The following is a 22235-nucleotide window of genomic DNA, read 5'->3' on the forward strand; positions in this document are numbered from 1 at the left end:
TAGGAACTCTTCAAGCTCTTGATTGGCTGGACCTGATGAAGTACATAAAAGACATTGCAACCTGCCCATGGTTATGTTATAGTAATTGACGGTGTTAAAACACACGCCAGAGTGATTTCGTTGAGGGTGCTTCCAGGATTGGGAGTCTTAATGAAAAATGATCTCGGCGGAGGGACACACAAAAACCAAACTTAGGAGGTGCGTGAAGATGGCAGTAATTTCCATGAAACAGCTTTTGGAAGCTGGCGTTCACTTCGGTCACCAGACTCGTCGCTGGAACCCGAAAATGGATAAATTTATCTTCACTGAAAGAAACGGTATCTACATTATCGACCTGCAAAAAACGGTCAAGAAAGTTGAAGAAGCTTTCAACTTCGTAAAAAGCGTAGCTGGAGAGAACGGTACAATCCTGTTCGTCGGCACGAAAAAACAAGCTCAAGATTCCGTGAAGGAAGAAGCAGAACGTTGCGGTATGTACTACATCAACCAACGTTGGCTCGGCGGAACTTTGACTAACTTCGAAACGATCCAAAAGCGTATCAACCGCTTGAAGCAGCTCGAAACTTGGGAAGAGGACGGCACGTTCCAAGTATTGCCTAAGAAAGAGGTTATCCTTCTCCGCAAAGAGAAAGATCGTCTTGAAAAATTCTTGGGCGGTATCAAGAACATGAAGGGTCTTCCAAGCGCATTGTTCGTTATCGATCCTCGCAAAGAGCGCATCGCAGTAGCGGAAGCTCGCAAATTGGGTATCCCAATCGTTGGTATCGTTGATACGAACTGTGATCCGGATGAAATCGACTATGTAATTCCAGGTAACGATGACGCGATCCGCGCTGTCAAATTGTTGACTGGTAAAATGGCCGATGCCGTTGTTGAAGCTCACCAAGGCGAAGAAACAACTGCTTAATCGGGATTAAACGTATAAACCATGAATTAAATGAAAAGGGTGGTTGGTAGGTGTATAACCTCTCACTGCCCTTTTTTTAAGATGTTAGAACGGATAACGTGCGAATACGTGTGAAATCCGGAGCCTGGCATCTCAGGGGAAGAACAACTACTTAATGCGGTCTGGAATCTTGGAGAGAACAAAAGAATGATGGTTTTCTTGAGGACCAAACGCAAAACTTCATCATACCAATTTGGAGGGAATTCTAATGGCAGTAACAGCTAGTGCGGTAAAAGAACTTCGCGAAAGAACAGGCGCGGGCATGCTGGATTGCAAAAAAGCGCTGGATGAAACAAATGGTGATATCGACAAAGCGATCGCAGTACTTCGCGAAAAAGGTTTGTCTGCAGCAGCTAACAAAGCTGGCCGTATTGCAACTGAAGGTGTTGTAGAGTCTTATATTCACGGTGGCGGACGGATCGGCGTTCTCGTTGAAATCAACTGTGAAACCGACTTCGTAGGTAAAACAGATCAATTTAAAGAGTTCGCTCGCGATATCGCTATGCATATTGCGGCTGCTAACCCTAAATATGTTCGTCGTGAAGAAGTGCCGACTGAAGATCTTGAGAAAGAAAAAGAGATTTTGAAAAACCAAGCCCTGAACGAAGGCAAGCCTGAAAAAATCGTTGAGAAAATGGTTGAAGGCCGCATCAACAAATACTATGAAGAATATTGCTTGCTTGAGCAATCCTTCGTCAAAGATCCTGACAAAACGATCAACACGCTGCTTAACGAAAAAATCAGCACGATCGGTGAGAACATCTCCATCCGTCGTTTTGCCCGTTTTGAACTTGGCGAAGGCTTGGAGAAAAAACAAGACAACTTCGTTGAAGAAGTTATGTCCCAGGTGAATAAATAAGCCGAATGGGCTAATATAAGTTATAGAAAAGAGTGGAACACACCTGTGTTCCTTCTTTTTTAAGAGATATAAAGGCATAAGAGAGATAAGATTGTTATAAATTCGGAGTAAGGCACCCTTATCTCACAAGAAAGAATGGACTTTAGTCTTGATTAGACGACCAGAAGTTTCTACTTGAGACGGATGTTTTTACCCGATTTTTATAAACCGTCAAGCAGTGCCGGTGTGTCTGTCTGTCGTTTTTCAAACGGGCGTCGTATACTTAGGCGCCGTCTTAAAGTGGAGGGTTATCATTTGGAACAGCCAGTATATAAACGAGTGATATTGAAAGTCAGTGGGGAATCCCTTTCAGGGCAGAATGGATATGGTATTGATGCTGAGACGATCTCATCGATCGCTGAGCAGGTTCGCGAGGTGGTTGAGCTTGGTGTGGAGGTCGCCATCGTATGCGGCGGCGGAAACATCTGGCGCGGTATCGCCGGCAGCGCGAACGGAATCGACCGTGCGACAGCAGATTATATGGGAATGCTGGCTACGGTGATGAACTCTTTGGCTCTTCAGGATGCCTTGGAGCAGATCGATGTGCCGACTCGGGTGCAAACCTCTATCTCAATGCAGCAAATTGCGGAGCCGTATATTCGCCGCAGAGCCATTCGGCATTTGGAAAAAGGTCGTGTCGTAATTTTTGCGGCAGGAACGGGTAACCCATACTTCTCCACCGATACGACTGCAGCGCTTCGCGCAGCGGAAATCGAAGCAGAAGTGATTCTCATGGCGAAGAACAAGGTGGACGGAGTGTACTCCGCTGATCCATTTAAGGATGAAACTGCCGAGAAGTACGAGCAGCTTACGTATCTAGACGTATTGAACAAAAACCTTGGGGTAATGGACTCTACAGCTTCATCGTTATGTATGGACAACAACATCCCGCTCATCGTCTTCGCTATTACGGAGCAAGGTAATATCAAGCGCGTCGTTCTGGGCGAGAAAATCGGAACGATCGTCAAAGGGAGTGTAGATTAATGCCGCAATCGGTGAAAAAGAATGCAGAAGAACGCATGGAAAAAGCGATCTTGTCTTTGAAGCGTGACCTGGCAACGCTGCGCGCAGGACGGGCAGCGCCAGCGCTGCTCGACCGGATCACGGTTGAATACTACGGAGCACCAACCCCGCTGAATCAGCTGGCTAACATCAGCACGCCGGATTCAAGAACGCTCATGATCCAGCCTTGGGACAAGTCGTCCTTGGCCGATATCGAGAAAGCGATCATGAAATCTGATGTCGGATTGACGCCGGCGAATGATGGTAATCAAATTCGTCTCGTCGTACCTGCACTGACGGAAGAACGCAGAACCGAACTGGTGAAAATGACGAAGAAATTCGGCGAGGAAGCGAAAGTGGCCATCCGCAACATTCGCCGTGATGCCAACGACGACATCAAAAAATTGGAGAAAACAGATATTTCCGAGGACGAGTCCCGGAGACATCAGGAAGATATCCAAAAAGCGACGGATAAATTTATCGCAGAAGTCGACAAAGTCCTCGTTGCTAAAGAAAAAGAGATTATGGAAGTATAAGAGACTTGTGGCCCCTCCTGTCAATGGTGGGGTTTGTCTCTTTTTTTGCAGAAAGATGCCTGGAGGAAATGGAATGATCAAACGGGTTCGATCGTGGTTGAATCAGGAGGACAGTCAGCAGACGCATCAGCTCTCTCCGGACAACATCCCACATCATGTCGCCATCATCATGGATGGTAATGGACGCTGGGCAAAACGGCGCGGTATGCCGCGAATCGTTGGCCATCAGAATGGCATGAAGGCTGTCAAAAGAGCGGCCATTGCCGCCGATGATTTGGGAATCAAAATATTGACGATGTACGCTTTTTCGACAGAAAATTGGACGCGTCCGAAGGATGAGGTCGATTTTCTGATGAAGCTTCCGCAAGAGTTCCTGGCTATTGAGCTGGAAGAGCTGATCGAGAAAAATGTCCAGGTCCGCATGATGGGACATCCGGAAGACCTTCCGTCCCATACCGTGTCTGCGATGGAAGAAGCAGTTGCGAAGACAGCCGGCAATGACGGACTTGTGCTTAACTTTGCACTCAATTACGGAAGCCGGAAAGAGATCACCGAAAGTGTCAAGGCGCTCGGACGAGAAGTGCGCGACGGGATTCTTCGTCCTGAGGATATTACAGAGGAACTGATTGGCCAGCGGCTCCTCACAGGCGAATTGCCGGATCCGGATTTACTGATCCGCACAAGCGGCGAGCTGAGGCTAAGTAATTTTATGCTGTGGCAGCTCGCGTATAGTGAGCTTTGGTTTACGGATGCCTATTGGCCGGAATTTACCAAAGACCATTTGGTGGAGGCCGTAGCCGATTATCAACAAAGAACAAGGCGCTACGGTGGACTTTCGTAGCCGATGGAGGATGGAACGTTTTGAAACAGCGATTGATTACCGGAATTATAGCGGGAGCGGTCTTTTTAGGATTATGTTTCATAGGCGGTCTGTGGTACCATCTTCTGATTCTGGCGATGGCGCTAATCGGTTATTATGAGTTTGTGCGCATGACCAATACGGCACCGTTCGGGGGAACGGCGTGGATTGGATATGCGGGGGTGCTGTTGCTTGTATTTCCATGGGGTCCGCTTGATTTGAATATTCAGATCCCGTGGGAACATGTACTTTGGCTCCTGCTGCTTTTATTTTTACTGGCGACCGTGACGACGAAGAATGTAATTGATATCAAACGGGTTTCCTTATTGTTTATGGCTTCAGCGTATATCGGAATCGGATTTTCCTTTATTGCCGAATCACGACATGCTCCTGACGGCCATGGCGTATTCTGGACTTTTCTGCTTCTGGCCTCGATCTGGGCAAGTGATGCGGGAGCGTATTTTGTCGGACGCGCCATGGGGCGCCATAAACTGTGGCCGTCCATTAGTCCGAACAAAACGGTTGAAGGTGCTCTCGGCGGTGTGGTCATCGCCGTGTTCACATCTCTGCTCTTTTCATTCTTCTCAGATGGATTCCTGACGGCTGGACAAGCGATTCTGATCGGGCTTTCATGCGCTGTTATCGGTCAACTCGGGGATTTGGTGCAATCCGCCTATAAACGGGTGTATGACATCAAGGATTCGGGTAAACTGCTGCCGGGCCATGGAGGGATACTGGATCGATGTGACAGTTGGATCGTTGTGTTTCCGTTTGTACATATATTGAGTCTCCTGCCTTACTGATGAAAGGAAAGATGTTGCATGAAGAAGATCAGCGTACTCGGCTCCACTGGCTCCATAGGTACCCAGACTTTGGACGTTGTGAGGAAACACCGGGAACATTTTCAGATTGAGGGCCTCGCTGCAGGGAGTAATAAGGACCTGCTGCTTCAGCAGGTCAAAGAGTTTTCTCCTCGCAAAGTGTCCGTTGCCACGAAAGAGCTTGCTGACAGCATAAGGCAAGATCTTCCTGCCGGAACCGAAGTGTTCCATGGTCATGAAGGCTTGATCGAGATTGCGGCAGCGACAGATGCGGAAATGGTGGTTACAGCGGTTGTTGGAAGCATGGGTCTGTCCTCTACGCTTGCAGCGATTGATGAGGGGAAGACCATTGGGCTCGCGAATAAGGAAACATTGGTAACGGCAGGTCATCTGGTTACGGCCCGAGCGGCTGCCAAAGGGGTAAAACTCTTGCCGATCGATAGCGAGCATTCCGCCATATTCCAATGCCTGAACGGGGAGCGGCATGAAGATATTGAACGGATCACGCTGACGGCTTCCGGAGGCTCATTCCGGGATTACACCCGGGAACAGCTGGTCAACGTTACGGTGGAGGATGCGCTAAAACATCCGAACTGGTCCATGGGTGCCAAAATCACGATTGATTCGGCCACCATGGTCAATAAAGGGCTTGAGGTGATCGAGGCCCATTGGTTGTATGGTATTCCTTACGACAACATTTCTGTGCTGCTTCACCCGGAAAGCATCATTCACTCTTTTGTGGAATTCCGCGATTCGAGTATCATTGCCCAGCTCGGCAACCCGGATATGCGGGTTCCGATTCAATATGCGCTGACCTATCCGGAACGGTGGACTTCGCCTGCACCAAGGCTATCTTTGGCGGAAGCGGGCAAGCTGCATTTCCGGGAGATGGACCTTGAACGTTTTCCTTGTTTAAGGCTTGCTTATGAATGTGGTAGAATGGGTGGGACAGCGCCAACGGTATTCAACGCAGCTAATGAAATTGCGGTCGCCCGGTTTCTCCGCGGCGAAATCTCTTTTCTGCGAATTGAAGAGATCATTGAGGAAGTGCTGCAAAGCCATCATGTTGCGCCGGAACCGGCACTGGAAACGATTGAAGAGAGCGATCGGATCTCACGTGAATTAGCTTCCCGACTATAGGATTTGAAGTGTTTTTGAAATCTCCCTTGAAAAAAAGCGGACAGCTTGTGATTCTCTTGTGGACGACAGGAGAATAATGATAATCTATAGGGACATACTGCGTTCTCAGAGGAAAAGGGGGATGTAAAGAATTGGAAATGGTTCGGGTCGTTTTTTTAACGGTGCTCATGTTTTTTGTGATCGTTACCGTGCACGAATGGGGTCACTATTATTTTGCCCGGCGTGCCGGAATCTTGGTACGCGAGTTCGCGATTGGATTTGGTCCAAAGCTGTTCTCATATAAACGCCATGAAACGCAGTTTACGCTACGTCTTCTTCCATTCGGCGGATATGCCCGTATGGCCGGGGAAGATCCGGAACTTGTCGAGATTCAGCCCGGTCAGACGATTGCGGTTCGATTGAATGCAGAGAATCAAGTGAAAAAGATTTATCTGGATCAACTCGACAACCGTAAAAATGTCATTCGCGGCGAAGTCCAGTTTATGGATATGGTGGATCGTTTGTCGGTTAGGCTTGATGTGGATGGTGAGTTCCAGCAATTCGAAATCCATCCGCAAGCCTTGACGGTAGCCAAAGGTGTCGAGACGCAGATCGCACCGAGAGACCGTCAATTCGGCAGCAAAACAGTCGGCCAAAGAGCGCTTGCGATTTTTGCCGGTCCTGTCATGAACTTCATTCTGGCCTTCGTGCTGTTTGCCCTTCACATTCAAATGGCCGGCATACCGGTTGAGAACCCAACCTATGTGCAGATTGGCGAGATTACCAAAGGCATGCCTGCAGATGAAGCCGATCTGAAAGAGGGAGACATCATCGAGAGCATTAACGGAACCGCCATTGGTGCCGATTATCAGAAGATGATCGAATTGATTGCGGCTTCCAAGGACAAGCCGATGGAATGGACTGTACGCCGGGGTGAGGAATCATTTGATCTGACCTTAACTCCGCGGACGATGGAGGGACAGGAAGGCGGCAAGGTCGGGATTGTTCCTGAGCTTCCTACCCGATCCGCAGGGATTGGGGAGACAATTACCGGGTCCGGGACCGCAATGGTAGATACAACGAATATTATCTTCCAGGGCTTCAGACAGTTGATTCAGAAGTTCTCCATGGATGATCTTGGCGGTCCTGTACGGACATTCGAAGTGACGGGGCAAATCGCCAAGCAGGGTATCGAACAGCTCACCTATTGGGCAGCCATTCTAAGCTTGTATCTGGGCATATTCAATCTGCTGCCGATTCCGGCACTCGATGGAAGCCGGCTCGTATTCTTAGGAATCGAAGCTTTAAGGGGCAAGCCAGTTGATCCGAACAGAGAAGGCATGGTTCATTTTATCGGGTTTGCGATGCTGTTCCTGTTAATGATAGCCGTAACCTACAACGATATTTTGCGTTTGATCAACGGATAAAAACCTAGGGTACGGCTCGGTGCGCCAGCCGCAACGAAAAGCCGTACCTTTTCTATTGTTAGCAGATGTTCATGTTTAACGATATCTAGCGAATGGAGTTACTATAAATACAGGGCGGGCTATATAGCCGCAGCTTGTTCACACATATCGCCAATAACGCCAGTCAAGCCGTTAAACAGGGTTTAGACCATGCGTTTTACTAATGGGAGGCACACGATTTATATGTCTAAGGAATCGAAGGATAAACAATTCGTGACGGAGATTACCCCGCAAGCGGAAGATTTCTCGCGCTGGTATATCGATGTCATCAAAAAAGCGGACCTGATGGATTATTCTCCAGTCAGAGGCTGTATCGTCTTTAAACCGGACGGTTATGAAATTTGGGAGCATATCCAGGAAGAGTTGGATCGACGCTTTAAGGAAACGGGCCATCGGAATGCGTATTTCCCGCTGTTCATTCCCGAGAGCTTTTTCCAAAAGGAGAAGGAGCATGTCGAAGGATTTAATCCCGAGCTGCCATGGGTCACGGAAGCAGCTGGAGAGAAGCTGGAGGAACGTCTGGCGATCCGTCCGACTTCCGAAACGATGTTCGGGCACATGTATTCCAAATGGATTCAATCCTATCGTGATCTCCCTGTGCTGATTAACCAGTGGGCTAACGTGGTCCGCTGGGAAAAACGCACGCTGCCGTTCCTTCGCACGAGTGAGTTTCTATGGCAAGAAGGCCATACCGCTCACGAAACGGAAGTTGAGGCTAGAGGGGAAACCATGCAAATGCTGGATATCTATCAGCAATTCGTAGAGGACTACCTCGCGATTCCGGTAATCAAAGGGCAGAAGACACCTTCGGAGAAATTCGCTGGCGCCGTGGATACGTTCTCGATTGAAGCGATGATGAAAGACGGACGAGCTGTACAGGCCGGTACTTCGCATTATATGGGGACCAACTTCTCGCAAGCTTTTGACATCCAATATTTGAATCGTGAAAATACGCTGGAATATGCTCATACGACATCCTGGGGCGTGAGCACACGTCTCATTGGTTCGTTGATTATGGTCCATGGGGATGACCGCGGATTGGTGCTTCCTCCTAAAGTCGCGCCAACGCAAGTGATCATGATTCCAATTGGTCCGCCGAAGACGAGAGACGCGGTAGTGGGCCGTACGGACGAACTGTTCCTTGAACTGAAATCCGCAGGCATCCGCGTACGCGTTGACGACAATCCGGATGTGCGTCCAGGCTGGAAATTTAATGAGTATGAAATGCGCGGAGTACCGGTGCGTCTGGAGATCGGACCGCGTGACATGGAGAATGGTGTGTGCGTGCTTGTCTCTCGTATTACAGGCGAGAAGAAAATCGTAGAGCAAGCTAATCTGACCCAGGAAGTACAGAATATGCTGGAGCAGGTGCACCAGGAAATGTTCGAGCGCGCGAAGCAGTTCCGTGAGGATCATTTCTATTCGGTGGAGACACTGGATGAAATGAAGGACAGCATGGAGGAAAAACGCGGGTTTACCTTGGCTGGATGGTGCGGTTCGGAAGCTTGCGAAGATACCGTCAAGCAAGAAACCGGTGCTACGAGCAGAAACATTCCATTCGAACCGGCCGAGAAGAAAACCAAGTGTCTCGTATGCGGTGAAGATGCGAAACATACCGTGCTGTTCGCGAGAGCGTACTAGTAAATCGATAATATGAATGTCGGGCAAGTTTGGGTGAGGGAGGAGTCCTTCGTCCAGAACCGGGATTCATCATCTGGAGTAAGCTTCCGGATGGCAGTATGGCGGACGCTCTTACTTTTTGGGGCAGGACGAATGGGTGCTGCCGGCGGAAGCTTTATTCTATTTTTCACATCCGCTTAACGCGGTCTGATTTCTATGGGTGTATGTCGATAGAAGTTTTTCTTATAGCTTTATGTAATGCAGGGGGAGGGAACCATGGGCACAACAGAAGATAAAAGGAAGCGATTTGAACTGCTGATCAAGCAGGGAGAAGTTCCGGCCAATCTGGTGGAACCCTATTTTTTGGATGGTGTGATCGAGCAGGTAGAGATAAGCAAGGCCAGCAAAGACTGGAGAATAACCGTCCTGAAGGAGACCTTGGTCCCAGCTGAGGTCTATCGCACATTTTGTCTGAGAATTCAGGAGAAGATGGGGCATATCGCGAAGATCAAATTTGTGTTCCGATATGGAAGCAGCGTCCCCGAAGCAGATATCGTGCAAGAATACTGGGGTTTGTTTCTAGAATGGGCACATCGGGAGATCCCTTCGGTCAATGGATGGATGACAAGGGCTAAATACGAGGTGGAAGATGGGCAAGTCCTTCTCTCCATGTCGGATGGCATGTCGCTGGAGCTTGCCCGCAAGAAACAGATCGATTCCGCCATTACCCGCTTTTTCGGGCAATATTTCGATCTGACGCTGCGCGTGAAAATGCAGGTCGGCGATAATGGTCAGGCGGCTTACGAGGAGTTCGAGCAGAGGAAGCGGGAAGAAGAACGCGAGGTCATCGAGCAGATCATGAGCAGCATGGAAGCTGAGCTTGATGCCGAGGATGAGGAAGAGGGCGCGGTTCGGCTGCAGGTTGGGTATGATATCAAGGAACCGCCGGTTCCGCTTCAGGAAATCCAAGACGAAGAGAAGAAAATTACGATTCAGGGGACCATCTTCGGATTGGATCGTAAGGAGCTTCGTAACGGAAGTACGTTATTCACATTCTATCTGACGGATTTCAGCGATTCCTTGCAAATGAAAATGTTTGGTAAGACCAAGGAGGACTTGAAGGTCCTGAGCCTGCTTGAGAACGGCAAATGGGTGAAGGCACGCGGGCGTGTGGAATATGACCGGTTTATGCAGGTGCCGGAGCTGGTGATGATTCCGTCCGATCTTAATGAAGTGCCGGCGCCGCCATCTCGTAAGGATAATGCAGCCGAGAAACGGGTAGAATTCCACCTGCATACAACGATGAGCACGATGGACGCAGTCACGCCGATCGACCGATACATCAAGACCGCGGCTGCCTGGGGCCATAAAGCGATTGCCGTTAGTGATCATGGCGGGGTGCAATGTTACCCTGAAGCAGCCAAGAACGCAAAGAAACACGGGATTAAAATGTTGTACGGCGTCGAGGCCAACGTTGTGAATGATGCCGTCAATATCGTGGAACAGGCACAGCCGATTGAACTGAGCAGCGCGACTTACGTGGTATTCGATATTGAAACCACAGGTTTGTCCATCACCGCGAACAAGATTATCGAGCTGGCCGCAGTTAAGATGAACGAGGGCAAGGAAATTGGCCGATACGCCACTTTTGTCAACCCGCATGAGCGCATTCCATACCATATCCAGCAATTGACCAATATCAATGATGATATGGTTAAGGATGCTCCTGAACTGGAGCCGGTATTGAAAGAGTTTGTTGAATTCGTCGGGGATGCCGTGCTTGTGGCTCACAACGCTCGATTTGACATGGGATTCATTCAGGCAGCACTCAAGAATGCCGGGATGGATACGCTCGACAATCCCTACCTGGATACGCTGGAGCTGGCACGTCTGGTGCATCCGGGACTTAAGAATCATCGTCTTAACACGTTGGCTGACAAGTATAAGGTACTGCTCGAAAGCCATCACCGAGCGATTGACGATACGATTGCGCTGGCAGGAATCCTGAACGGGCTCCTTAGCGATGTGGACAAAACCAAAGGCGTTAAGATGCTGGACCGCCTCAATGATTACGTCGGTACGGATCTGTCCAATACCCGTCCTTTCCACTGCGGTATTTATGCTTTGAATATGACGGGCAAGAAAAACCTGTACAAGCTGATCTCCATGTCGCATACCGAATATTTCAAGCGAGTGCCGTGTATTCCTAAATCCAAGCTTCAAGAGATGCGAGATGGGTTACTGGTGCTTTCCGGCTGCGAAAAAGGGGAGTTCTTCGAAACGGTGCTGAACAAAACGGAGGAGGAAGCCGAAGAGATTGCGGACTTCTACGATGTTTTGGAGATTCAGCCGTTGACGATGTATATGCATTTGGTGGACAAAGGCTTGGTAGGCAGTCCCGAAGAGATCAAAACCGCAATTTCCAAAGTCGTGCGCATCGGCGAAAAGCTGAACAAGCCGGTCATCGCCACAGGAAACGTGCACTATCTAGAACCGCGGGATAAGCTGTTCCGGGACATTACCATCCATGGAATTACCGGTTTCAGCCCGCTCAAAGATATGCGCAAGCCTGACGCGCATTTTCGGACTACGGATGAGATGCTCGAAGAATTCGAGTTTTTGGGACAGAGCAAATGTTATGAAGTTGTTGTAACGAACACTAGCGAGCTGGCCGACCGCTTTGAAGAATTGGAATTGTTCCCGGACAAGCTGTTTACGCCGATTCTGGATGGCGCGGATGAAGAAATCCGCAACACCTGCTACGACACGGCCAAGTCCATTTATGGCGAGAACTTGCCGGAAGTCGTAGTGGCCCGGTTGGAGAAAGAGCTTGAGCCGATCATTAAATACGGTTTCTCAGCGAACTATTTGATTTCCGAGAAACTGGTTAAGAAATCGAACCGGGACGGCTATTTGGTTGGTTCTCGGGGTTCCGTAGGTTCATCCGTCGTTGCCACATTCCTTGGCATATCCGAGGTTAACCCGCTTCCCGCCCATTACATTTGCTTGAACGGCGACTGCAAACACAGCGAATGGTTCCTGGACGGCAGCGTGCCGAGTGGATTTGACTTGCCGGACAAAGCTTGTCCGGAATGCGGAAACATGATGAAAGGCGAGGGACAGGATATACCATTCGAAACCTTCCTGGGTTTTAAAGGGGATAAGGTTCCCGATATTGACTTGAACTTCTCCGGTGAATATCAGCCGCATGCCCATAATTTCACCAAAGAGATGTTTGGCGAGGAGAACGTATTCCGTGCCGGTACCATCGGCACCGTGGCAGAGAAGACGGCGTTTGGCTTTGCCAAAAAATATGAGGAACACAACAACAAGCGCTGGCGGGGCGCGGAATTGAACCGGCTGGCATCAGGCTGTACCGGCGTCAAGCGGAGCACAGGCCAGCATCCCGGCGGTATTGTCGTTGTGCCGGATTACATCGAAGTGGAAGAGATTACGCCGGTGCAATTCCCCGCGGACGATGTCAATGCAGAGTGGAAAACGACGCATTTTGATTATCACGCCTTTGAAGCGAATCTGCTCAAGCTGGATATTCTCGGACATGATGATCCGACGATGATGAGGATGCTCCAGGATTTGACCGGCGTGGATCCAACGACCATACCGATGAACGATCCGAAAGTAATGAGCATGTTTAACTCAACGGAAGCGCTGGGCGTCAGGCCGGAGCAAATACGCTCGCCGGTGGCCACCTTCGGCGTGCCGGAGATGGGTACCAAATTCGTACGTCAGATGCTGGTGGAATCGCAGCCGTCGAGTTTTGCCGACTTGTTGCAAATCTCGGGTCTGTCACACGGAACCGGCGTTTGGCTCGGCAACGCGCAAGAGCTCATCAAGAATGGTACATGCAACATCAAAACCGTTATTGGTTGCCGCGATGATATCATGTTGTTCCTGATTTATAAGGCTGGAATGGACGCGAGCCTCGCGTTTAAAATTACGGAAAGCGTACGTAAAGGCCGTGGATTGTCACAGGAATGGATTGACGAGATGAAGAAATGCAAAGTGCCGCAGTGGTACATTGATTCCTGTCTCAAAATCCAGTACATGTTCCCGAAAGCCCACGCCGCCGCGTATGTTATCTCAGCGGTGCGGACGGCTTACTTCAAGCTTTATTATCCGATCGAATATTATGCAACGTATTTCTCGGTGCGTGCCGAGGATTTCGATATCGAACTATGCTGTCAGGGTTATGAGGCGATTTATCGCCGGATTGAAGAGATTGAGCAGCTCGGCTTCGGAGCAAGCCCGAAAGAAAAGGGTATGCTGCCGATTCTGGAGATGGCGCTGGAAATGACAGCGAGGGGCTTCACGTTCAAGAACATCGATCTGTATGAATCGGATGCGCTCCGATTTAAGGTGGATGGAAACTCGCTCATTCCACCGTTCTCTGCGCTTGCTGGAATCGGCGATAACGCCGCCCGCAACATTGCTGCCGCGCGTGAATTTGGAGAATTCCTCTCCATCGAGGATTTCCAGCAAAAATCGAAGGCAAGCAAAACCGCCGTGGAGCTGTTAACCCAAATGGGATGCTTCCGCGGTCTGCCGGAGAGCAACCAGTTGTCATTGTTCTGATTCTTGTCATTCTTTCATGGCCGTGACGCCTTGACAGTCAAGGAGTCATACTTGTCACTATTACCAGACTATGTTATAATTTTTTTGGTAATCATGGAGATAAAACCGTTGTGTAAAGAGTGGGGCAACCCACTCTTTACTCTTTGGTATATAGGAAATCAACTTGGAGGTTATGTTCTTTGAGCACATCAAAGATTAAAACGACTGTGGAAGAAATGGTGCAGCCGTATTTGGACGAACACGGCTTTGAACTGGTAGATGTGGAATACGTGAAGGAAGGAAGCAACTGGTTCTTGCGCGTGTTTGTTGATAAAGACGGCGGCATTGACATTGACGATTGCGGTTTAATCAGTGAATACCTGAGCCAGAAGCTGGACGAGAACGATCCGATCCCGACAGCTTATTTTCTTGAAGTCTCTTCTCCTGGCGCGGAACGTCCCCTGAAGAAAAAAGAGGATGTTGCGAAGTCAGTCGGCAAGGACGTGTTTGTAACGGTATACGAGCCGATTAACGGGTTGAAAGAGTTTGAAGGCAAGCTGGAATCCTTTGATAACGAGGAGCTAGTCATTCAAACCGTCAAGAAACAGTACGTGATTCCATATGCAAAAGTAGCCAGTGCCAGATTGGCCATCATTTTTTAAACGGAAGTTTTGAAAGGGGGAACCGATTTTCAATGAGTATGGATTTTATTGAAGCGATGAATGAGTTGGAAAGAGAAAAGGGCATCAGTAAGGATGTGCTGTTTGAAGCCATTGAAGCGGCACTGATCTCGAGTTACAAGCGCAATTTCAACACGGCGCAAAATGTACGGGTAGACATGAATCGCAATACGGGTGTTATCAAGGTGTTCGCGCGGAAGCTGATTGTGGAAGAGGTGCTGGATCCGCGGACTGAAATTTCGCTGCATGCAGCCCGGGAAATCAATCCGCATTTTCAGATTGAAGATATAGCGGAAATCGAGGTTACGCCACGTGATTTTGGACGGATTGCAGCTCAAACGGCAAAGCAAGTTGTTACCCAGCGCATTAGAGAAGCCGAACGCGGCCTGATCTACAGCGCTTTTATTGACAAGGAAGATGATATCGTAACAGGTACGCTGCAGCGTCAAGATTTACGTAACATCTATATCGACCTTGGCAAGATCGAAGCGGCTCTGCCGCTTACCGAGCTTATGCCTAACGAGAAGTTCAAGCATGGCGACCGGATCAAAGCGTACATTACCAAGGTTGAGAATACCACCAAAGGGCCGCAGATTATGCTGTCCCGTACGCATCCGGGCCTCTTGAAGCGCCTGTTCGAGCTTGAAGTGCCGGAAATCTTTGACGGCGTTGTTGAAATTCGCTCGGTTGCGCGCGAAGCTGGATTCCGCTCCAAAATTGCGGTATTTTCCCGTAACGATGAAGTCGATCCGGTTGGCTCTTGCGTAGGACCTAAAGGCATGCGCGTACAGACGATTGTCAATGAGCTTCGCGGCGAAAAGATTGACATCGTGCGTTATTCCGATCAGGTTGAAGAATACGTGGCCAATGCGCTGAGCCCATCCAAAGTACTTGAAGTTCAAGTATTTGAAGATGAGAAGATGGCGCGTGTAATTGTTCCGGATTATCAACTCTCGCTTGCGATTGGGATCAAAGGCCAGAATGCTCGTCTCGCGGCGAAGCTGACAGGCTGGAAGATTGATATTAAAAGCGAAAGTCAGGCGGAGCAGGAATTTGGCAGACCGAAGTCCCAATCAGGTGAAATGCACCAGGATTCCGTCTCTGTCGATTAATTCCAAATGACAGGGGGTTGTCGTCTTGAAACAGAGAAAGATACCGCTGCGTAAATGTGTAGCGTGTCAGGAAATGATGCCGAAGAAAGAGCTTATCCGGATTGTTAGGACTCCCGAGGATGCTGTCCTGATCGATCTCACCGGCAAAAAGTCGGGACGGGGAGCGTATTTATGCGGCAAAGTTTCCTGCTTCAAGCTGGCACACAAAAATAAAGCACTGGATCGCGCGTTGAAACAACATGTGAAGCCTGAGATCTATGAACAGTTGGCACAGGATTTCATCAAGGTGGAAGATGAATTCCTGGCTGCAAAAGAGAGTGCTGCCGATGATGAATAGGGCGCTTTCTCAGCTCGGCCTGGCCATGAGGGCAGGTAAGGTGGTTACCGGGGATGAGATCGTGCTCAAAGCCATCCGGTCTTCTGAAGCAAAATTGGTTATTCTGGCGGGTGACGCCTCAGTGAATACTACAAAGAAGATCCGCGATAAATGCGGTTCTTACAATATCCCTCTGGTAATCGGATTTGACCGGGAAAGTCTGGGCACAAGTGTAGGTAAACCCGAGCGGGTTGTGCTGGCAGTTACGGATCAAGGATTCGCAGAAATGATCTCCAAGAAACTGGAGACAATGTCGGAGGTGGAGTATATTGAGTAAACAGGAAAACAAAGACAATAAACTTCGAGTATACGAATATGCTAAATCGTTGAACATGAGCAGTAAAGAAATCATCACGATCCTTAAACGTTTGAACGTTCCGGTCAATAACCATATGAGCGTAATGGAAAACGATACGGTGTCCAAGGTCGAGCAGTTCTTTAAAGATATCAAATCGAATGCAGCAGCCAAGCGGGATAGTGGCGACGCTTCCCGAACCGAGAATCGTAAACCGGCGGTTTCCGGAGCCAATGCGGCTGCAACTGTATCCAATGCAAAAACAGAAGGCACTTCCGCTAGCGTAAGTGCAGAAGGCAACCGTAATGGGCAGGACGGTATGCGTAATTCAGGACAGAGAGCAACAGGACAACAAGGTCAAAGCCAGCCCAAAAAACAACAGGAAAAGCAGGTAGGTATGAATAGTAGAACGAATCAAAACACTCAGAATGCTTCAGGTTCCCAGCGTCCCCAAGGAGGACAGGATACCCGAAGAAATCAGTCTGGCTCCGCACAAGGAAGTCAGCAGAACAATCGTAGCCAAGCATCCAGACCAGGCGGCAGCACGCAGACCGGATCACGTCCTCAGGGTGGAGGTCAAGGTGGCGCACGTCCGCAAGGCAATAACCAAGGTGGATCGCGTCCGCAGGGCAGCAACAACCAAGGCGGAGCACGTCCACAGAGCAAGCCGGGTGGAACCGGAGGCGGATTCACAAGCTCTAATAACAACAACAGTAACAGCCAGAACCGCGGTTCCAGAAACAACAATAACAATCGTTCAGACTCCAAGCGTTTTGATGACAACAACCGTCAAGGTGGATTCCGTGGCAACAATCGCGGTGGAAAGAACAACCGTGGCCGGAATCAACATAATCAGCAGCCGCCTCGTGAGAAAATCGACAACACGCCGAAGAAAATTATCGTCCGTGGCAACATGACCGTCGGTGAAACGGCGAAGCTGCTTCACAAGGACGCTTCCGAAGTCATCAAGAAGCTGATTTTCCTCGGCGTGATGGCCACCATCAACCAGGAGCTAGATATCGATACGATTCTATTGCTCGCTGGCGAATTCGGTGTAGAAGTCGAAGTGAAAATTCCGGTTGAGGAAGATCGTTTTGAGACCGTTGAAGAAAACGATGCTCCGGAAGAACTGAAAGAGCGTCCACCGGTCGTTACCATCATGGGTCACGTCGACCACGGTAAAACGACGCTGCTTGATGCGATCCGTTCCACGAATGTATCGAGTGGAGAAGCTGGCGGTATTACGCAGCATATCGGTGCTTATCAAGTCGAGATCAATAACAAGAAGATTACGTTCCTGGATACACCAGGCCACGAAGCGTTTACGGCTATGCGTGCCCGTGGTGCGCAAGTAACGGATATGACGATCATCGTGGTTGCGGCTGACGACGGCGTGATGCCGCAGACGGTCGAAGCGATTAACCATGCGAAAGCTGCAGGATTGCCGATCATCGTTGCCGTAAACAAAATCGATAAACCTGATGCTAACCCGGATAAAGTCAAACAAGAATTGACGGAATACGAGTTAGTCCCTGAAGAGTGGGGCGGAGACACCATCTTCGTTAACGTTTCGGCGAAACAGCGGATGGGTCTGGAGGACTTGCTTGAAATGATTCTTCTGGTAGCAGAAGTGAATGAATATAAAGCAAACCCTGACAAACGCGCACGCGGTACTGTTATTGAGGCGGAGCTGGATAAAGGCAGAGGCCCGGTAGCACGCATTCTCGTTCAGCATGGTACATTGAAAGTGGGCGACGCCTTCGTAGCGGGCAACTGCTTTGGTCGTATTCGTGCGATGGTGAACGATAAAGGACGTCGATTAAAAGAAGCGGGTCCTTCAACGCCGGTTGAAATTACCGGTTTGACTGAAGTTCCAGGCGCCGGCGATCCGTTTATGGTGTTTGAAGATGAGCGTAAAGCGCGTAATATCGCTGATAAGCGTGCGATTACCCATCGTCAATCCGAGTTGAACACAAATACCCGCGTGACGCTGGATGATCTGTTCCAACACATTAAAGACGGTGAGATTAAAGATCTTAACGTGATTATCAAAGGTGACGTACAAGGTTCTGTTGAGGCACTGAAAGGTTCCTTGAACAAAATCGAGGTGGAAGGCGTTCGCGTCAAAATTATCCACAGCGGTGCCGGAGCAATCACGGAATCCGATATTATTTTGGCCGCTGCTTCCAATGCGATTGTTATCGGCTTTAACGTTCGTCCGGACGTTCAAGCGAAGCAAACCGCCGAGCAGGAAAAGGTTGATATTCGTCTGCACCGTGTAATATATAATGTAATCGAGGAAATTGAGCAAGCTATGAAGGGGATGCTCGATCCGGAGTACAAAGAAACCGTGATCGGTCATGCGGAAGTCCGCAACACCTTTAAAGTGAGCAAAGTGGGTACGATTGCAGGATGTATGGTGACATCCGGTAAAATTGCGCGTAACGCAGAAGTTCGCTTGATCCGTGACGGCATTGTCGTTCATGAAGGCAAGATCGATTCCCTCAAGCGCTTTAAAGATGACGCTAAAGAAGTGGCACAGGGTTATGAGTGCGGTATTACCTTGGCAAGCTATAGCGACGTCAAAGAAGGAGACGTAATCGAAGCCTTCATCATGGAGACGGTAGAGCGCTAACGAATGAGGTGATCAGACCATGGCAAAAATCAGAACTGGGCGCGTAGGCGAGCAGATTAAAAAAGAGCTCAGCCAACTGATCCAAACGGAGATGAAAGACCCAAGAATCGGTTTTATTACAGTGACCGGTGTTGATGTTACAAATGACCTGTCTCAAGCGAAGGTATACCTGAGCGTGCTCGGCGACGACGAGCAGAAGGCAGCTTCCTTAAAAGGGTTGGAGAAGGCAAGCGGCTTTCTCCGTTCCGAGCTGGGCAAGCGGATTCGACTCCGGCATGTGCCGGAGCTGATCTTCAAATTCGATGATTCCATTGCGTACGGCAGCCATATTGAGAAGCTGCTGACCGAAATCGTGGATCGCGAAGAGAAATAGAGTAGTTCGTTTTTATAAAGGAGAGGGCGAATGCAGACCTATGAACAAGAGCTCCAGCAGGTGAAGTCATACCTGCTGGAGCACGATGATTATTTGGTTGTGTCGCATGTTCAGCCCGATGGAGATGCAGTCAGTTCCACCCTTGCGGTGGGCTGGCTTCTCTCATGTCTGGGCAAGAAATTCACGATGATTAATGAGGGGACCATTCCAAAACGCATGAAAATGTTGTGGCACGCAGAAGACATTCTCAATCTGTCTGAACAGCATCCTGGAAGAACGTTCTCACACGTCATTTGTGTGGATTGTGCGGATTTTGCTAGAGTAGGCTATACGAAACAAGTATTTGCCGATCATGCAAGCATCGTTAATATTGACCATCATCCAACGAATGATCGTTATGGAGCCGTCAACCTGGTCGCGCCGGACGCGGCAGCAACCGCTGAAATCCTTTATGATTTGCTGAATTTGTTTGAAGTGAACTGGGATGCCGATATTGCAACAGCGATATATACGGGATTGTTAACGGATACCGGCGGTTTTCGTTATTCGAATACATCGCCCAAGGTCATGAGTATTGCTTCGGATCTGTTGTCCTATGGCGTCAACGGTCCCGAGATTGCGGAAACGTTACTGGAGGAAATGACGCTTCCACAGATGAAGGTGCTGGTTCAGGCGTTAAACACGTTAAGTCTGTCGGAGGACGGCAAAATAGCCTGGGTGTACGTAACGCCTGAGTTTATGGAATTATGCGGCGCCGTTAGCGAGGATCTCGAGGGAATTGTCAATTACCCCCGCAACATTCAGGGAGTTGAAGTCGGCATTCTGTTCAAATCGCTGAAGTCCGGAATGGTTAAGGCGAGTTTGCGTTCAGCCGGAAAAGTGGATGTGGCGGCATTAGCCCAAATATTTGGAGGGGGCGGCCATGTGCGGGCAGCCGGTTGCAGCATTGAAGGCTCGCTTCATGACGTCATTCCTAGAGTAATAGAGCAGGTGAGATTAAAGCTATGACACAATTAGAAGGCATCTTGGCCGTTCACAAGCCGGCAGGCTGGACATCCCACGATGTGGTCGCGAAAGTTCGGGGAATGGTTCGTTTGAAGCGAATCGGACATACGGGCACGCTGGACCCCGAAGTAACGGGTGTGCTTCCGTTATGCTTGGGGAGAGCCACACGAGTTGTGGAATACCTGCAGGAACTGCCTAAAGAGTATCATGCGGTCCTCCGCCTCGGATATTCGACGGATACCGAAGATATTACCGGGAATGTAGTGGAGACGGCAGATGATGTCCATGTGACAAGGGAGGAAGCGCTTGAAGCGCTGCAATCTTTTACAGGCCAGATCTCGCAGATCCCGCCCATGTTTTCCGCTGTCAAAATCAATGGTAAACGATTATACGAGCTTGCCAGAGAAGGGAAGACGGTGGAACGCAAGAGCCGGACGGTAACGATTCACGAAATCGAAATGACGGATTTTGATGCTGAAGGGGATTATACGGAAATTTCGTTCCGCGTATTATGCTCCAAAGGTACATACATCCGCACGCTTTGCGTGGATATAGGGAAGAAGCTCGGCGTGCCATCTGTCATGGTTAAGCTGGTACGCACAGTATCAGCGGGAATCACGGAGGATCAGTGCTTAACCCTGGAGCAAATTGAGCAGTTCATGAAGGATGATATCCTGCACACCCGGCTTATTCCCGTGGATCAAGCGATTGATTATCTGCCGAAGCATACGGTTTCTGAAGAGAAAACCGATGCTGCCCTGCAAGGACAGCGCTTGTCCTCAAGAGCGGTGGAGCCGCCGGTTGACAGCTCGGAGCCTATTCGTTTGTATGATATAAAGGAAAACTTTCTGGGAATCTATAAGCGGCAAGAGGAGACAGGGGCTATCGTTCCTGTGAAAGTATTTTCCTAAGTACGACTGGATTTAGTGAGTGGAGGTGAGTAAGCATGAGGGTTGTTTCTTTATCCTATCCTGTATCTTCTGATATTGTACGAGAAGCTGCCGAGCCGAAGGTAGCTGCAATCGGCCAGTTTGACGGTCTTCACCTGGGACATGCCAGTGTGCTTTCGACGGCTGTTAATATTGCGCGGGAGAATGGAGTGCCGGCTGCACTCATTACCTTTTATCCTCATCCGAAAGACGTCATTGGTAAAGGGAGCTATGAGGGATATCTGACGCCTCAGCCTGACAAGCAGCAGCTGCTTGAGGCAATGGGCATCGATATTTTGTATGTTGTCGAGTTCAATAAGGAGTTCTCCCAGGTGAGTCCGGAAACGTTTGTTGAAGAAATGCTGTTTCCCTTGAATCTGCAAACGGCGGTTGTCGGATTTGATTTCCGGTTCGGCCATAAGGGCGCCGGTGACGCGGTCAAGCTTCAGGAACTCGGCGAAGGCAGGATGTCTGTAGTTACGGTTCCGCCGTTCCTGGTCGATGGCGAGAAGGTAGGAAGTTCATCCATACGGATTGCCTTGAAAACAGGACAGCTGTCGGATGCAAATCGCTGGCTCGGACGGAATTATCATATCCGCGGCACGGTTATTCATGGGGAGAAGCGGGGAAGAAAGATCGGTTTTCCTACTGCGAACCTGGAATTGACGGATCCGTTCGTGGCACCTGCATTAGGCGTCTATGCTGTCCGTGCTCGCACGGATAAGCATCACGACTGGATTCCGGGCGTCATGAACATCGGCGTGAAGCCGACGTTCCACGAAGGGATTACAGAACCGATCTTTGAGGTCCATCTGTTCGATTTTGAAGGGGATCTGTATGACCAGATCATGACGGTGGATATCGTTCAATATATCCGCAAGGAGCATAAATTCGAATCGGTTCAGGAGCTTGTGGAATGGATTCAGCGAGATGCCGTCGAGGCCCGCAAAATATTGAAAGTCAGTGAATAAACGGTTTGGGACAAATTGTT

The 22235-nt window shown here is 49.4% G+C and carries 19 protein-coding genes; all 19 read left to right on the forward strand.

The window, feature by feature from the left end; genetic code table 11:
• Window positions 1-208: 208 nt before the first annotated feature.
• The 19 genes from rpsB to M4D81_RS06500 all read left to right on the forward strand — a co-directional run bounded on the left by rpsB (window position 209) and on the right by M4D81_RS06500 (window position 22215).
• The gene (rpsB, locus tag M4D81_RS06410) at window positions 209-907 is read left to right on the forward strand and encodes a 30S ribosomal protein S2 (protein ID WP_071220108.1); all 699 of its coding nucleotides are present in this window, start codon (window positions 209-211) and stop codon (window positions 905-907) included.
• Between the two features lie 247 nt (window positions 908-1154).
• Window positions 1155-1805 (forward strand): translation elongation factor Ts, encoded by a 651-nt coding sequence (gene tsf / locus M4D81_RS06415; protein ID WP_071220109.1) that lies wholly within the window; start codon window positions 1155-1157, stop codon window positions 1803-1805.
• Between the two features lie 294 nt (window positions 1806-2099).
• Entirely contained in the window at window positions 2100-2828 is a 729-nt protein-coding gene (gene pyrH, locus M4D81_RS06420) for a UMP kinase (protein ID WP_006211297.1), read from the forward strand.
• Complete coding sequence (gene frr / locus M4D81_RS06425) at window positions 2828-3382, forward strand: ribosome recycling factor (RefSeq protein ID WP_071220110.1); 555 nt, start codon at window positions 2828-2830, stop codon at window positions 3380-3382. Before pyrH ends, frr begins: the two co-directional genes overlap by 1 nt.
• Before the next feature lie 73 nt (window positions 3383-3455).
• Window positions 3456-4223, forward strand: coding sequence for an undecaprenyl pyrophosphate synthase (locus M4D81_RS06430; protein ID WP_071220111.1), 768 nt, complete (start codon window positions 3456-3458; stop codon window positions 4221-4223).
• A 20-nt stretch (window positions 4224-4243) separates the two neighbouring features.
• A complete protein-coding gene (locus M4D81_RS06435; protein WP_071220112.1) occupies window positions 4244-5044 on the forward strand; it encodes a phosphatidate cytidylyltransferase in 801 nt (266 codons plus the stop codon).
• Between the two features lie 18 nt (window positions 5045-5062).
• Complete coding sequence (locus tag M4D81_RS06440) at window positions 5063-6202, forward strand: 1-deoxy-D-xylulose-5-phosphate reductoisomerase (protein ID WP_260065160.1); 1140 nt, start codon at window positions 5063-5065, stop codon at window positions 6200-6202.
• Window positions 6203-6339: 137 nt separating this feature from the next.
• Window positions 6340-7608, forward strand: coding sequence for an RIP metalloprotease RseP (gene rseP / locus M4D81_RS06445; RefSeq protein WP_397376666.1), 1269 nt, complete (start codon window positions 6340-6342; stop codon window positions 7606-7608).
• Between the two features lie 222 nt (window positions 7609-7830).
• Window positions 7831-9288, forward strand: coding sequence for a proline--tRNA ligase (gene proS / locus M4D81_RS06450; RefSeq protein ID WP_260065162.1), 1458 nt, complete (start codon window positions 7831-7833; stop codon window positions 9286-9288).
• A gap of 255 nt (window positions 9289-9543) precedes the next feature.
• Complete coding sequence (locus tag M4D81_RS06455) at window positions 9544-13860, forward strand: PolC-type DNA polymerase III (protein ID WP_260065163.1); 4317 nt, start codon at window positions 9544-9546, stop codon at window positions 13858-13860.
• Window positions 13861-14039: 179 nt separating this feature from the next.
• Window positions 14040-14501, forward strand: coding sequence for a ribosome maturation factor RimP (gene rimP / locus M4D81_RS06460; protein ID WP_194543551.1), 462 nt, complete (start codon window positions 14040-14042; stop codon window positions 14499-14501).
• A 32-nt stretch (window positions 14502-14533) separates the two neighbouring features.
• The gene (nusA, locus tag M4D81_RS06465; RefSeq protein WP_071220118.1) at window positions 14534-15631 is read left to right on the forward strand and encodes a transcription termination factor NusA; all 1098 of its coding nucleotides are present in this window, start codon (window positions 14534-14536) and stop codon (window positions 15629-15631) included.
• A 25-nt stretch (window positions 15632-15656) separates the two neighbouring features.
• Complete coding sequence (gene rnpM, locus M4D81_RS06470) at window positions 15657-15968, forward strand: RNase P modulator RnpM (protein ID WP_053492673.1); 312 nt, start codon at window positions 15657-15659, stop codon at window positions 15966-15968.
• Window positions 15961-16284, forward strand: a complete 324-nt coding sequence (locus M4D81_RS06475) for a YlxQ family RNA-binding protein (protein WP_181469797.1) — start codon at window positions 15961-15963, stop codon at window positions 16282-16284. Before rnpM ends, M4D81_RS06475 begins: the two co-directional genes overlap by 8 nt.
• Window positions 16277-18937, forward strand: coding sequence for a translation initiation factor IF-2 (gene infB / locus M4D81_RS06480; RefSeq protein WP_216531887.1), 2661 nt, complete (start codon window positions 16277-16279; stop codon window positions 18935-18937). Before M4D81_RS06475 ends, infB begins: the two co-directional genes overlap by 8 nt.
• Before the next feature lie 19 nt (window positions 18938-18956).
• Window positions 18957-19310, forward strand: a complete 354-nt coding sequence (gene rbfA / locus M4D81_RS06485) for a 30S ribosome-binding factor RbfA (RefSeq protein ID WP_071220121.1) — start codon at window positions 18957-18959, stop codon at window positions 19308-19310.
• Window positions 19311-19340: 30 nt separating this feature from the next.
• Complete coding sequence (locus M4D81_RS06490) at window positions 19341-20318, forward strand: DHH family phosphoesterase (RefSeq protein ID WP_260065167.1); 978 nt, start codon at window positions 19341-19343, stop codon at window positions 20316-20318.
• A complete protein-coding gene (truB, locus tag M4D81_RS06495) occupies window positions 20315-21226 on the forward strand; it encodes a tRNA pseudouridine(55) synthase TruB (RefSeq protein ID WP_071220123.1) in 912 nt (303 codons plus the stop codon). Before M4D81_RS06490 ends, truB begins: the two co-directional genes overlap by 4 nt.
• Window positions 21227-21261: 35 nt before the next feature.
• Entirely contained in the window at window positions 21262-22215 is a 954-nt protein-coding gene (locus tag M4D81_RS06500; protein ID WP_071220124.1) for a bifunctional riboflavin kinase/FAD synthetase, read from the forward strand.
• Window positions 22216-22235 lie beyond the last annotated feature (20 nt).

The sequence above is a fragment of the Paenibacillus sp. p3-SID867 genome (assembly GCF_025142895.1).
Classification (GTDB): Bacteria; Bacillota; Bacilli; order Paenibacillales; family Paenibacillaceae; genus Paenibacillus_AQ.

What these genes read in the sequence shown, in the direction of transcription:
- frr (WP_071220110.1), top strand. Translation starts at nt 2,828, where the DNA reads ATGCCGCAATCGGTGAAAAAGAATGCAGAAGAACGCATGGAAAAAGCG.
- rpsB (WP_071220108.1), top strand. Translation starts at nt 209, where the DNA reads ATGGCAGTAATTTCCATGAAACAGCTTTTGGAAGCTGGCGTTCACTTC.
- M4D81_RS06490 (WP_260065167.1), top strand. Translation starts at nt 19,341, where the DNA reads ATGCAGACCTATGAACAAGAGCTCCAGCAGGTGAAGTCATACCTGCTG.
- M4D81_RS06500 (WP_071220124.1), top strand. Translation starts at nt 21,262, where the DNA reads ATGAGGGTTGTTTCTTTATCCTATCCTGTATCTTCTGATATTGTACGA.
- rbfA (WP_071220121.1), top strand. Translation starts at nt 18,957, where the DNA reads ATGGCAAAAATCAGAACTGGGCGCGTAGGCGAGCAGATTAAAAAAGAG.
- nusA (WP_071220118.1), top strand. Translation starts at nt 14,534, where the DNA reads ATGAGTATGGATTTTATTGAAGCGATGAATGAGTTGGAAAGAGAAAAG.
- M4D81_RS06430 (WP_071220111.1), top strand. Translation starts at nt 3,456, where the DNA reads ATGATCAAACGGGTTCGATCGTGGTTGAATCAGGAGGACAGTCAGCAG.
- proS (WP_260065162.1), top strand. Translation starts at nt 7,831, where the DNA reads ATGTCTAAGGAATCGAAGGATAAACAATTCGTGACGGAGATTACCCCG.
- M4D81_RS06440 (WP_260065160.1), top strand. Translation starts at nt 5,063, where the DNA reads ATGAAGAAGATCAGCGTACTCGGCTCCACTGGCTCCATAGGTACCCAG.
- rseP (WP_397376666.1), top strand. Translation starts at nt 6,340, where the DNA reads ATGGTTCGGGTCGTTTTTTTAACGGTGCTCATGTTTTTTGTGATCGTT.
- truB (WP_071220123.1), top strand. Translation starts at nt 20,315, where the DNA reads ATGACACAATTAGAAGGCATCTTGGCCGTTCACAAGCCGGCAGGCTGG.
- M4D81_RS06475 (WP_181469797.1), top strand. Translation starts at nt 15,961, where the DNA reads ATGAATAGGGCGCTTTCTCAGCTCGGCCTGGCCATGAGGGCAGGTAAG.
- M4D81_RS06455 (WP_260065163.1), top strand. Translation starts at nt 9,544, where the DNA reads ATGGGCACAACAGAAGATAAAAGGAAGCGATTTGAACTGCTGATCAAG.
- tsf (WP_071220109.1), top strand. Translation starts at nt 1,155, where the DNA reads ATGGCAGTAACAGCTAGTGCGGTAAAAGAACTTCGCGAAAGAACAGGC.